We start from the raw sequence: 12,720 nt of genomic DNA on the forward strand, positions 1-12,720 counted from the left end.
AGCCGTTATCTGTCCTGCGACGGGCGGAAAACCGCCCGCCGGTGCCGACGACGATGAGGGGCGGCCCTCGGAATGCCGCCCCGGTCTCAGACCAGATGAAAGCTCGACAGGTGGGACAGCAGCTCGGCCGCCGAAACGTGCTGGATGGTGATGGTGTCGAGTGCCGCATCGGTGATGACGGCGTTGCCCGCCGCGTCGTCATGGATGGCGGCCTGCAGTGCGGACTGCTCCGCGAAGATGCTCTGGCTGAACACGATCTGGTCGGTGCCGGGATTGAAGTCAGAGACCGTCACCTGACCGAAATGCTCGGCGAACACGAAGGTGTCATGTCCCTGCAGCGACACCGATGAGGACGCCGCGCCGGAGATCGAGGTCCCGGAGATCAGCGTGCCGCCCTGGCCGTCGGCTGCGAAGTGAAAGCTGTCCTGCGACAATGGGCCGACGAAGTGCAGCGACGCGCTGTTGGACCCGTCGCTCAGCGACAGCAGCCCGCTGGTCTCGTCGAAATGCATCTGAAGCGACGTGAAGGCGATGCTCTTGAGATCGATCTGAGCGGCCGTGCCGCCGAATCCGATGAGATTGCCGGTGAAATCCGCCGACGCCGTTAGGTTCTGACCGTCGGCAGGCGTTGCCGATTGTGGAACTGCCAGCAGCGGGCTGCTGGAGGACGGGACACCGATCGTGCCGTCGCTGTTGAAGTCCTGATGGAACAACGTTTCGAGGCTCTCAGCCGTCGTACTAGTCCCTGACACCCACCCGCTGAGATTCGCCTTGTAGTTGCCATTGCTATCCGCGGTTGTGAAGGTGAACTGACCTGTGGTCGGATCTTTCCAGGCAATGTCGTAGTCGGATCCGATCTGAATAGCGCCGATCGGAATCGTATTGCCCAATTGGCCGACGACCACCGGCGCGCCGCCGATCTTGATCGTCGGGCCGGACCCACCGGTGTAGAGACCATAGTTGTTGTCGATCTGGACCAAGCTGGTCGATCCATCGGTCTGAATGACGATTGGTGCGGATATGCCGATCACACCGTCGCCGTTGAAGTCTTGATGAAAGGTCGTTTCGAATGTTTTGGCCGTCACGCTCGTTCCGGAGACCCATCCGCTGAGGTTGGATGTGTAGTTGCCGTTGCTGTCGGCAGCGGTGAAGGTGAGCTGGCCGGTGGTCGGATCCTTCCAGGCAATATCGTAACCGGATCCGACCTGGATCGCGCCGATCGGCGTGGTGTTGCCGAGCTGGCCGACGACCACCGGCGCGCCGCCGATCTTGATCGTCGGGCCAGAGCCGGCGGTATAGAGTCCGTAGTTGTTGCCGACCTGGACCAAGCTGGTCGATCCGTCGACCTGGATGACCGTCGCGACCGGCCCGATCGTGCCGTCGCCGCTGAAATCCTGACCGAAGATGATTTCTTCCGACATCGCCGTCGCGCTACTCCCGGACACCCACCCGCTGATATTGGACGTGTAGTTGCCGTTGCCGTCAGCAGCAGTGAAGGTGAACTGACCGGTGGTCGAGTCCTTCCAGACGATGTCGTAGCCGTACGAGGTGTGAATCGCGCCGATCGGGGCTGCATTTCCCAACTGGCCAACAACGACGGGGGCACCGCCAATCTTGATCGATGGACCCGAGCCGTTCACGTACATGAAATATTGGTCGGCGATCTGGAGCAGACTCGTGTCGCCGTTGGCGTGGACAAGTGACGCAGTAACCCCGACGGACCCGTCGTGGTTGAAATCCTGGCCGAAGGTTGCTTCTTGGAGTTCAGAAGTCAAACTATTTCCCGAAACGATGCCGGAAATGTTCGACGTATAGTTCCCGTTATTGTCGGCGGTCGTGAAGGTGAACTGATTAGTACCTGCAACCTGCCAAGCGATGTTGTATCCGGAGCCTGTCTTGATGGCGCCTACCGGCGCGACGCTGCCGAATTCACCGACCGTGACGGGCGTGCCCCCGTACTTCATTTCAGGGCCGGTTCCGGTCGTCCTGCTGATGAGATAATAGCGGTTTCCCACCAACGTCAGGCTGGTGTCGCCGTTCGTCTGGATCACCGTGCCGGACGAGCCGGTCAGGTGAAACCCGAGTGCATCGAGCTGCTTGAGGTCCACGGCCGTCAGCGTCTGCAGCGTGCTGTAGGTGTAGAACTCGTTGAACGGATCGTTGCCGCCCTGCACGCCGCTGTTCAGGAAGTCGCTGGGGTCCGAGGATTGGCCGTAATCGGCGAGCTTGGTATAGCCGCCATCGAGGGAGAAATAGGCGGTCCCCGCCGTCGCACCGCCGGTCATCAGCCGCACGCCGGGGCTGGAGAAGCGGAAAAGATCGAAGATGTCGGGCTGCGGTCCGTAGGGCACGCGGCCGAAGGCGTGCGTCAGCTCGTGCAGCGCCACGCCGACCAGCAGGTTTGAATTGATATCGGTGGCGAAGGTCGCGCTGCCGTCGTCGGTGGTCGCATCGTTGGCGCCGAGGCCGCCCCACAGCTTGAGCTGCGAATTCCACACCGCGACGTAGGACTGCCCCTGGATGCTGGATCCCGCCGGCAGGGCATTGAAGGTGGTGTCGCCTGGGCTGGCATAGTTGATCAGGTTGGACCTGACGCTCGAATAGCCCATCCACTGGCCGCCGTCAGGACCGGCTGCCGCGCCGCCGCCGACGCCGCTATAGTCGATCTTGATGTTGACGGTGATGCGGTCCGAGATCATCGAGGTGAGGATCGCGGCGGCCTGCTGAATGCCGGCCCGGAAGCTCGCGGGGGCATTCATCGCCGCGGTGTCGAACAGCAGATTGATCGTCAGTCCGCCGGCGCTCACCGCGGTGACTGCGCCAATCCCGCCGAAGTCGCCCTGCGCAAGCTGTGCCTCGACCGCCTCGTCGGGCAGCTCCACGGGATTCGACGGCGGGGGTACCCCCGCGTCGTATGGAGGTGAAGTCGTGACCGACTGTAAGTTGGATGCTCCAGGCATTGCCTCAGTTCCGGCTCATCGCGTGAGGGCGCATGGCTCGACCGTATCGACACGCTGCCGAGTCGAATCGTGACCGTCCCAAGTTACAGGGCAACGATCTTGCTCGGAGGTTAATGGGCGTTCCGAAGCCCCGGAAAACGACCGGCGATGGCTGTCGCGGGCGTTCATCGAACCGAGGTTCGCTTACGCGTTCAATCCAGCAGCTCAGGCAGGCGGTCCAGGAACGCAGGGACCGGTAGTGCAGCACCGAAATTATAGGGGTTGCCGCTGAGCGCGGCGCGATAGCGATCGAGCTGTGGCCCGCCCTCACGCAGGGGCCGGCCGATCCCGTCCAGGCAATCGAGCTTGTAGCGGACGGCTGCCGTGATGTCCTGCGCGGTATTCGGGTGGATTTCGAGCCCGTGGCGCGCCAGCACGGCGGTGTCGATCAGCAGTGCCTGCAGCGGCTGGCGATAGGTCTCGCGCAGCGAGAGGTAGCGCCGCGCGCGCCGGTCATAGACCGGGCGCACGGTGAAGTCGGTGCGCTCATGCCAGAACTGGCAGTCGTTGGAGATGCAGTTGACCAGCAGCATCGGCGTTCCCAGCGCCTGCACGGCGGTGGTCAGGCCCGATGTCGTGCCGACGAACAGGCGGGCGGCGGCGCAAAGATAGAGGTCCATCTCCGCCGATTTGATGTCGCTGTGGGCGTAGTCGAAGACGCCTTTCATGCCGCGCAGCGGCGTCATGCTGCGATCGCCGAGCCTGACCACGGCGCCGCCGCGCGCGGTGATCGCGGCGATGGCGTCGAGGTAGTCGCCGACATTGGCAGAGCGATGCTGGCGCGTGGTGCCGGGTCCGTCGCCGTGATAGCCGCCCTCGCGGATGTGCATCGCGACGAACCAGTCGGCGGTGACACCCGCGGCGCGCAGCCGGGCAGCCCCGGTGTCCATCAGCTCCGGCGGGACCTTCACGATCGGCTGCCGCTGCTGTTCGGCCCAGGCGACCTGCGCGCGCGACGCCGCGTGAGCCCATGGCTCGGCGATGCCGTCCTTGCCCCGGACGGCGATGAACTGGTCGCCGACCAGCCGCTGATAGGGCAGCAGATCGTCGACGAGAGCGGGGTCTTCGATGATCGTGACATGCTGATCGAACAGCCTGAGGAATGGCTGGTTGACAACCTTGCTTGCCGGGGCAAGCAGCACGTAGTTGGCGCGCGGCAGCATGCCGAGCGCGGCCATGCGCAAATGGCAGTCGATGAAGCCGACGTGGCCGATCAGCGTCACCCATTCGTAGCCGAGCAGCCGGACCGGGAGCGCGGGATCGAAGATGCTGCCGGCGCCGGCAATGCGCGCGATCAGCGCGTCGGGAATCGACCATTTGGCCGCCAAGGAATCCTGGTGGTCGAGTGCGGCCTGATAGCTGCGGAACGTGTCCTCGTAGCGCCCCTGGTGATAGAAGTTCTCGCCGAGCTGGATCAGATTGTCGTAGATCAGGAGCTCGCCGGCATGCTCCAGCTCCCAGGTGCTCGGCGTATAGGTCGATGGATCGTAGCCGCCGGCATAGTTCTGGTGCGCCATCACCGAGCGGGGATCGCGCGCGACCGACGCCTTGAAGCACGCGGCGGCCTGGACGTGGTCGCCGGCCAGGGCATGGACGGCGCCGAGCTTGCGCAGCGCGTTTCCGTCGCCCGAGGCCGCGGCCGCCGTCAGGAAATGCGCCGCGACTGGAAGATTGCCGCGATACATGTGGGCGACGCCGGCCGCGAAATTGATCGCGAAGCTGTCGATCGTCTCCGGCCGCGGCACCTCGCGCACGATCCGGTCATAGGCGCTGCATAGCGCCATGGTGGTGAAATAGGCCTGCGCGCCCACACCGGCTCTGGCGCGCACATTGCTGCGGAAGATCAGGTTCAAGATCCGCACCGCACGCAGCGCGCTCGGCTTGCGGCTGGCGGCGAGGTGAATCTGCGCTGCCGCGGCCAGCGTGGTCGAGGCCGTCAGCGCCAGCAAACGGCCGAGGCGCGATCCCTTTGCCAATTGCCGGTCCATCAGCAGGAGCAGCGCCGCACCGGCCGGCGCGACGATGAGCCTGCTGTCGACGATGTTCGCGGCGCGGGTGGTCAGCGGCAGCAATTGCCGGCGCCGCGCACTCAGAAACGCATAGAGGCGAAACGCGGATGCCGTCAGCCACGTCCGCGGCGACCAGCGGCTTCGCGGCGTCTGCGGCGACGGTTGCTCGGCCGGCACGGTGAGAATCGGCGCAGGAACAGTCTTGGCACCGAGGCGGCGCCGGAGAGAGCCGAAGGGAGCGCGGGCCGTCATGGCGCGCGATAGCCAGGGGTGGCGGACAAGATCGCCCGTCGTGCGGCGGTCTGGGCAAGCAGGCGCGTCAGCGACATCGGCCGAGTCCGGAGCGTGACCCAGGCCAGCGCGGCCAGGCGGCCGACGGCCCCGAAGCTCAGCATCACCCGAAGCAGGTGCGTGTCGAGCGCGTTGCCGTCCAGCAAGGCGGATACGCGCTCAGCCTTGACGCGCGCAGCCTTGGCCGACGGCATCGTTTCACCGCCGAGCACCATCCGCGCCGCGCCGAAGCGATTGCGCCGGGCGAATAGATCGCCATAGCCTTCGGGGAACAGTTTGCTCTGCGCAATCAGCGCGCCGATGTCGGCGAGCTTGGCGTTGAGCGAAGCCGGATCGGTCGCCGTCGCCGTCGAATAGTTCTGGCCGTGGATGCGCCAGTAGCCGAGCGCCTCGGCGATGAAGCAGCAGCCATAGGTCAAGGCCAGCCGCCGGGCGAGAAAGGCATCGGAGAACGAGCCGAGCTTGACGTCGAATCCGCCGAGCGCCTGCAGGGCTGTCCGGCGATAGAGCGAGGTGGTGCCGGAAAAGTAGTTGTCGCCAAAGCGCAGCGCCTGGCGAAGGTCGGTCGGTGCAAGCATCGTCGATGCCAATGCGGGCAGCATGATCGGCCGCAGCATCCGTCTTGCGGACGGCCCCCGAGGGCCGATGATCTCGCAGCAGGCGAAGACCAGACCGGCTTCGGGGTGGCTGGCCGCCTGTGCCATCGCCTTTTCGAGATAGGTCGGATGCAGCGCGTCGTCGGCCCCGAGAAAGCCGATCCATTCGGTGTCCGCGATCGCCAGCGCCTCGTTCTGACCGCGCACGACGCCCTGGTTGGTCTCGTGGCGGATCAGGCGCCAGTTCGGCCGGTCCACCACGAAGCGCGAAATGACCGCGATGCTGTCATCCGTGGAGCAGTCGTCGATGATGACGACGCGGTCTGGCGGGCGGGTTTGGTTGGCGATGCTGCCGAGCGACTCGGGCAGGTAGCGGGCATGGTTGAAGTTCGGGACGACCAGCGTGACGGTCGGCAAGGTTGCTGGGCGGGTCGTCGTAGTCATGGCTCAGCGAACGTCATGGCACATCATCCCCGATGCCTGTCTCTCACGGCTTCGGGAGTTCCTTGACAACGTCGTCCAGGGCGCCGAAGGCCCTCACGCGGCCGCCATCAAGATAGAGCCCGAGATTGCAGGTGTCGCGCAGCAGGCCGTGATCATGCGAGGCGAGCACGACGATTCCCGAGCGGTTCGTGATCTCCTGCAGCCGGCCGTGGGTCTTCTTGCGGAACTGCGCGTCACCGACCGCGATCCACTCGTCCATCAGGATGATGTCGCCGTGAATCGAGGCGGCGATCGAGAACACCAGGCGCAGCAGCATGCCGGAGGAATAGGTCCGGATCGGCAGCTCCAGATAGTCGCCGAGCTCGGCGAATTCGGCGATCTCCGGCACGCGCTGCTCGATCTCCTCGGGCGAGAGCCCGAGGATGAGGCCGCGGGTGCGGATGTTCTCGTAGCCCGAAGCCTCTTCGTCCATGCCGAGACCGATGTCGAACATCGGAACGTTCCGCCCCACGGTCCGCAGCGATCCGCTCGTCGGCTCGTAGATGCCGGCGAGCACGCGGATCAGCGTGGTCTTGCCGGCGCCGTTGTGGCCGAGCAGGCCGAGCCGGTCGCCCTGCTTCAGGGTGAAGCTGATGTCATCGAGCGCCTGGACGAACTGGAACGAGCCGTCGCTCTTCGAGACCCGGCCGCCGACGCGTGAGGCCGCCTTGATCGCCAGATGCCGGAATGATCGTGCGTTCGGGGGTGCGACGGGAAATTCGATACCGATTTGCTTGGCTTCAATGAGAGTCATTCGAGGCGGATCCAGAGGTCTCCGGCCATGATGTCAGGCCCAATACACGACGCGCGACCGATAGCGCGTGTAGATATAGATCATGGCCGCGGTCAGGACCGCGACCGATCCAATGGCGCCGGCCCAGGTCGCAAGGCCGGGAACGTCGCCCATCAGCGGACCACGCGTGACCGCCAGCAGATAGGCGATCGGATTGAGCGTGACGATCAACTCGCCGCCGCGGATGCTCGACGGCTCCCAGATGATCGGAGAGATGAAGAACAGGAGCTGCAGCACCGCCGCCATGACGGGCGGCACGTCGCGATAGCGCACGCAGATCATCGAGACGATCACCGAGGCGCTGACGACGAAGACGTAGACGATCATCAGGCCGAGGATGGCGAGCACCATTCCGAATCCGACCGACCATGGATAGACGAGCCAGATGAACGGGATCACCGCGATGTTGTGCAGGAAGATGATCAGGTTGCGCTGAACCATGCGCATGACATGGATCAGGATCGGCATGTCGACGGCCTTGATCATGCCGCCTGCATTGATCATCGTGTAGCAGGCTTCGCTGAGCGAGGACGAGATGAAGCTCCAGATGGTCATGCTGACCATGAAGTGGGGCAGGTAGGTCTTCATGTCGGCGCCAAGGAAGCGGCCGGCCACCGTGCCCATGATCAGTGCGGTGATCGCATTGGTGGCCGTGATCCACCACGGGCCCAGCATGGTGCGGCGGTATTTCGATCGGATGTCACCGGCCGCGAGCGCACGCCAGGTGACGTGACGGGTGATGAACGGCGCGATGTCCTCGCGGCAGCGCGCCCAGGAGATGCGGCGCCGATCCGCAACCACGAACCGCTCGACCTGTCCATCGGTCAGGGTGGTCATCCTTCTACCTCGCGAGAGCCGTAAGTATTTGGCTTACCAGCCGAAAGCGGTTGGACGTCCGTCACGCCCGGGGGCCAATCGCCGGGGCTTGCTGGACCATGTTACGCGGGCACTGTCAACCGGTCAGCTTGAGGCCGCCGCCGCGGGCTCAGATCGCGACCGAGCCCGAGGCGTCGACGATCCGCGGCTCCGGCAGCGGCACCAGGAAGCGGCCGCCGGCGTCCAGGTAAGCCTGGTTGCGCTTCAGGATCGGCTCCGCATAGATCCAGGCGAGGATGACGACAATGTCGGGCTTGCGCGTCGCGAGCTCGCTGGACGGCAGCACCGGGATGTGGGCGCCCGGGCTGAAGCGGCCGTGCTTGAGCTGGTTGTCGTCGACGATGAACTTGATCCGGCTCTCCAACTCGAAATGGTAGAGCAGGGTGGTGGTGGTGGTCGAGGCGCCGTAGGCCGCGACCAGCTTGCCCGCGGCGATGGCCTGATCGAGCGTGGCGAGCACCCGGCGCTTGCAGTCTTCGATGGCGACGAACCAGTCGCGGTAGATCTGCGGCTTGGTCACCCCGCGTCGCTCCTCCTCGGCGATCAGTTTCGACAGCTCCGCCGAGCGCGGCCGCTTGCCGGTCGATTTCGGCTGCGCAAAAGCTCGGATCGAGCCGCCCTTGGTGCCGGTGCGTTCGACGTGGAACAGCGTCATGTCGTGCCGGTTCAGGAAGGTCTCGAGCGGGATCAGCGCGTGATGCGAGACGTGCTCATGGTAGATCGTGTCGAACACCATGTTGTCGATCATGTCGACGATGTAGGAGACCTCGAACACAAAGGCGCCGTCGTCGGCGAGCAGCAGACGGATGCCCTTCACGACGTCGGACATGTTGTCGATATGCGCGAACACGTTGTTGGCGCAGAACAGCTTGGCCTCGCCCTGTTCAGCCTTGATGCGGGCCGCCAGCGCGCTGGTGAAGAAATCCGGGATCGTCGGCACGCCTTCCTTGGTGGCGGTCGCCGCGATGTCGCGGGCTGGGTCGATGCCCTGCACGCGCATGCCCTCGTTCTTGAATGCCTTGAGCAGCGAGCCGTCGTTGCTGCCCATCTCGGCGATCAGACTGCCCTTGGGGATGCCGAGCGAGGACACCACCGATTGCGCATAGCGCTTGAAGTGCTCGACGAGGCCGAGCGAGACCGAGGTGCGATAGGTGTAGTCGCGAAACAGGATGTCGGGATCGACGACGTCGAGATTCTGCAGATGGCCGCAGTCGAGGCAGAGATAGCAGTCGAGCGGGTAGAGATCCTGCTTCTCGCTCAGCCGGTCGGCCGTCACGAATGCGTCGCCGATCGCCGAAGGCCTGATCGGCAGCACGTGATCGAGCGAGGTCGAGCCGCACAGGCGGCAATCGGTCTTGTGCTTGACGTGCTGCATGAGGTGTCGATCCTGGGTTGGCGATCCCGCAGGCGGGATGGTCGGCCGAAGAGGAATTTGCGGCGGGTTTTACAGGCCGGCGAAGCTCTTGGCGACCTCTTCTTGCCAGACTGTGGACACTCCGCCATCCAGGAACAGGCTCTGCCCGTTGATGAACGACGCGCGCGGGCTGCAGAGGAAGTCGAGGGCGTCGGCGCATTCCTCGGCCGTCCCGAGCCGGCCCAGCGGGACCAGCTTCCGGTAGGTCTCCATCAGCTTCTCGTTCTGTTCATAGAAGATGCGCGATTCGCGCTTCAGGTAGGTCAGCGGCATGATCGCGTTCACGCGGATGCCGCGCCGGCCGAGCGTTGCGGCGTAATGCCGGACCATCGCATTGAGGCCGCCCTTCACGGCGTGGTAGCCGACCGGCTGCGAACTGCCGACGAATTCGGCGTAGACCGAGCTGACCACGCCGATGGCGCGGTCGCCATCGCCAGCAAAATGGCCGGAAAAGCCCTCGATCAGGTCGCGCGAGGCGGTCAGGCCGACCTGGATCTCGCCGGCCCAGGGATCGCCCTGGCCGCGAAAGCGCTGGCTCAGGACGAGGTAGCGGACCGGGCCGGAGGCCTCGGCGATCTCGCGCCAGAGCCCGGCAAAGCTCTCGCTGCGCTCGAGATCGGCGGAAAAATGCTTCAGGCCGGGCTGATCGGGAAAATCGGCCGGGCGCTGCCGTGACACGACGCTGACGGCGCAGCCGCGCGCCAGGAAGCGTTCGACGACCACGCGGCCGAGGCCGCGGGTGCCGCCGACCACGACCGCATGGTCGGTCATGCCGCGACGCCTTGCCGTGCGGCGACACGCCGGACGAGATCAGCCTGGTAGGCTGCGGCCTTGGCGGTGTCGCTGTCCTCGGGCGCGAAGTCGGCGAACACGCTGGCGCCGGGGCGGAACGGGCCGTTGGTGATCTCGTGCACGATCAGGAGGTCGCTGCGGATGATCAGGGTGTGGAAGAACGCGTTCGACATCCGGTAGTAGAACGGCCGCGCACCGCCCGGCGGCCCCAATTCGACGACACGCTCGATCTGGCCGTCGTCGTCGAACACCACGATATCGACCTCGCCCTCGATGATGTGGAAGGCCTCGCTCTTGCCCGGGTGCTTGTGCGGACGGATGTAGGAGCTGGAATCGATCGCGATGATCATTTCATGCAGGCTGTCATCGCCGTCCGGATGGGCGTTGATGCGGGCCCGCCGCTTCGGGCTGGCCTTCACCGCGGCTTTCAGGGTGTTGATCTCGGCAGCGCCCACCGATGAAATGGGGCCCTCGGCCAGGAAGACCTCGGGGGATTTCTGGACGAGCGTCATGCGTGATCCCTCATGATCGAATTGTCGAGCGCGGCGTAGATCGAGCGGAATTCCACGCCCCTGGCGGCGAGCGGAGCCAGCTTCTCGCGCACCTTGCCTTCGATGTGAGGTGCCACGGCAAACAGGCAGGTGGTGATCTGCCCGCCAGCCAGCAGGCGATCCGACCCTACCACGGGGACGGCGAAACCCGGTGGAAAAAAGCCCGCTTTGTCGCGGTCGTCATCGACGGCAAGCGCGAACATGTCGGCCACGCCGAAGGCGTTGGCGAACATGATGGCGTGATGTCCGATGCCGAACAGAGCGATTCGATCCCCGTCCGGCCCGGCGAGCGTCGCCAGCTTCCCGCGTAACCGCGCCCGGGTGGGAGCAAAATCGTCACGATAGGCTTGGAACAGGCTGGAAGATCCCCGCGGTGAGGCCGCTGCCGGAGAGCCGTCCGCGGGCGTCAGGACGGTCGCCAGCGCATCCTCCAGGGCCCCCGGATAGCGCAGCAGGGCCAGAACGCGATAGCCGCTCTCCTCGGCCAGACGACGCAGTGTTTCCTCGACGAAATAGCAGCTGTGCTCTTCCCATAGGAAACAGTAGTCGCGCGCCGCAAGGAATTTGCTGCTGTCGGGGACCTCGATCAGCAGAAGGCCTTGGGGCGAAAGCAGGGTCTTGAGAGCTTGCAAGGCGTCGACAGGTGCTGACGTGTGCTCGATGAGATAGCGGCAGGAGACGATGTCGAACGTTCCGAGCGAGGCGGCAGGGGCCGCGAGATCCGCCGCGTTGAGGCGGGCCTGCCAGGTTTCAAGATAGGGATGGCGCCCCCCGCAACCCTTCTCCTGCAGATCGAGCGACTCGATCTGCAGACCTCGCCCAGCCAGGCGGGTGAGAAGCGGCTGCTCGAAGGGGCCTGTGCCCAGCGCGCGCCCCGCAAGCGGTCTGAACGAGACGAGTCGTTCGACCAGCGCATCGAGGTGACCTTCCGGTTCGCGGTACCTGATCCACGGCACGGCCGGAGCAACGATCTCGGGAGGCGGAGCCTCACGGAGCTGAACAAGTCGGCAAGCTTCGCATTCGACGATGTCGAGCGCCCATGAGTGATCGACGCGGCCGTCACGCGTGAAGCGGTTGCAGACTGGGAGGACGCCGAGCGTGAGAGGCTGCGTCGTGATCGGCTGGCCGCATAACCGGCAGCCGGACGAGGATCTGGTGGGCATTGGTTCGGCTGGACCGCGAAGGGATATTGCCATTCGGAAGGAGCCGCAATAGCAGTGCAGTTGCGAACAATACAACGTAAAATGTTCAGCTTGCAACAGATGCGCGAGGGGCCAACGGTCGCGGATGCCTGGCTCGCGGATGCTTAGCTATTGGCAAACTCCATGCCGGAGCTTGCTATTGCGGTCGTTTTCTGGATACCAGATTCGGAATCGCGCCCGGATGTACTCATCGTCGAACTGGTCAGAAAGCTGCGAACCTTCCTGATCAATTTGCCTGGTCGTCACGGCGAGATGCTACATCCGATGCTCAGGGGCTCTTGGCGGCTGTTCTTCCGCCATACGATTTGGGATTGGAAAAAGGGGCACGTGCGTGAAAAACATGTTTCTGACGCTCCGGACGATCCTGCGGATCGTCTGTGTGAGCACGGTCTACTTCTGTATTTTTCTCGCGCTCGGCGCCGGATTCCTCTACTCCTTGCTGGCGGGGCTGACGGCTTTCGTTTTCCTCGCGGTCGGACTGGGACGGGTTGTGCTCGAGCAGCTGGCGCTGTGGTCCACGATTCTGTTCGTTGTTGACAAATCGGGGTTGTTGCCGATCACCCAATGGCTGCATGGGGTCATTGCGATCATCAGTCGCGGGTTGACTTGACGGTCCGGCTGAGATGTTGCCTACGCGTGTAGCTATGATTCGGTCGTCTTGGACGTCCTACGCGATGACCTTCCTCGATCTTGATTGTTCCCATGCATCCGCGG

Annotated in this window: 10 protein-coding genes; 1 reads left to right on the forward strand and 9 read right to left on the reverse strand. The window is 64.5% G+C overall.

All coding sequences use genetic code 11. The annotated features are described in order from the left end of the window. Positions 1 to 86: 86 nt before the first annotated feature. From ACQR1D_RS08820 to ACQR1D_RS08860, 9 genes are all read right to left on the reverse strand, one after another. The gene (locus tag ACQR1D_RS08820; RefSeq protein WP_434893837.1) at positions 87 to 2,960 is read right to left on the reverse strand and encodes an NF038122 family metalloprotease; all 2,874 of its coding nucleotides are present in this window, start codon (positions 2,958 to 2,960) and stop codon (positions 87 to 89) included. Positions 2,961 to 3,151: 191 nt separating this feature from the next. Beyond that, positions 3,152 to 5,260, reverse strand: a complete 2,109-nt coding sequence (locus tag ACQR1D_RS08825) for a TIGR04372 family glycosyltransferase (protein ID WP_434837813.1) — start codon at positions 5,258 to 5,260, stop codon at positions 3,152 to 3,154. Further along, positions 5,257 to 6,339, reverse strand: a complete 1,083-nt coding sequence (locus tag ACQR1D_RS08830) for a glycosyltransferase family 2 protein (RefSeq protein WP_434837814.1) — start codon at positions 6,337 to 6,339, stop codon at positions 5,257 to 5,259. Before ACQR1D_RS08830 ends, ACQR1D_RS08825 begins: the two co-directional genes overlap by 4 nt. Positions 6,340 to 6,382: 43 nt before the next feature. Continuing rightward, on the reverse strand, positions 6,383 to 7,132 hold the full coding sequence (locus ACQR1D_RS08835) for an ABC transporter ATP-binding protein (protein ID WP_315805277.1): 750 nt from the start codon (positions 7,130 to 7,132) through the stop codon (positions 6,383 to 6,385). A gap of 33 nt (positions 7,133 to 7,165) precedes the next feature. After that, a complete protein-coding gene (locus ACQR1D_RS08840; protein WP_315805278.1) occupies positions 7,166 to 8,008 on the reverse strand; it encodes an ABC transporter permease in 843 nt (280 codons plus the stop codon). Between the two features lie 148 nt (positions 8,009 to 8,156). Then, positions 8,157 to 9,422, reverse strand: coding sequence for a methyltransferase domain-containing protein (locus tag ACQR1D_RS08845; protein ID WP_434837815.1), 1,266 nt, complete (start codon positions 9,420 to 9,422; stop codon positions 8,157 to 8,159). A gap of 69 nt (positions 9,423 to 9,491) precedes the next feature. Continuing rightward, a complete protein-coding gene (locus ACQR1D_RS08850; RefSeq protein WP_316183373.1) occupies positions 9,492 to 10,232 on the reverse strand; it encodes an SDR family NAD(P)-dependent oxidoreductase in 741 nt (246 codons plus the stop codon). Then, positions 10,229 to 10,765 carry a WbuC family cupin fold metalloprotein gene (locus tag ACQR1D_RS08855; RefSeq protein ID WP_315805281.1) on the reverse strand — a complete coding sequence of 179 codons (537 nt, stop codon included), beginning with the start codon at positions 10,763 to 10,765 and terminating at the stop codon, positions 10,229 to 10,231. Before ACQR1D_RS08855 ends, ACQR1D_RS08850 begins: the two co-directional genes overlap by 4 nt. After that, a complete protein-coding gene (locus tag ACQR1D_RS08860) occupies positions 10,762 to 11,967 on the reverse strand; it encodes a methyltransferase domain-containing protein (protein WP_316218684.1) in 1,206 nt (401 codons plus the stop codon). Before ACQR1D_RS08860 ends, ACQR1D_RS08855 begins: the two co-directional genes overlap by 4 nt. 379 nt (positions 11,968 to 12,346) lie before the next feature. Between ACQR1D_RS08860 and ACQR1D_RS08865 the strand changes: the two genes are divergently transcribed. Then, complete coding sequence (locus tag ACQR1D_RS08865) at positions 12,347 to 12,616, forward strand: hypothetical protein (RefSeq protein ID WP_244440752.1); 270 nt, start codon at positions 12,347 to 12,349, stop codon at positions 12,614 to 12,616. Positions 12,617 to 12,720: the final 104 nt, after the last annotated feature.

It is taken from the genome of Bradyrhizobium sp. HKCCYLRH2047 (genome assembly GCF_051168175.1).
Taxonomy (GTDB): domain Bacteria; phylum Pseudomonadota; class Alphaproteobacteria; order Rhizobiales; family Xanthobacteraceae; genus Bradyrhizobium.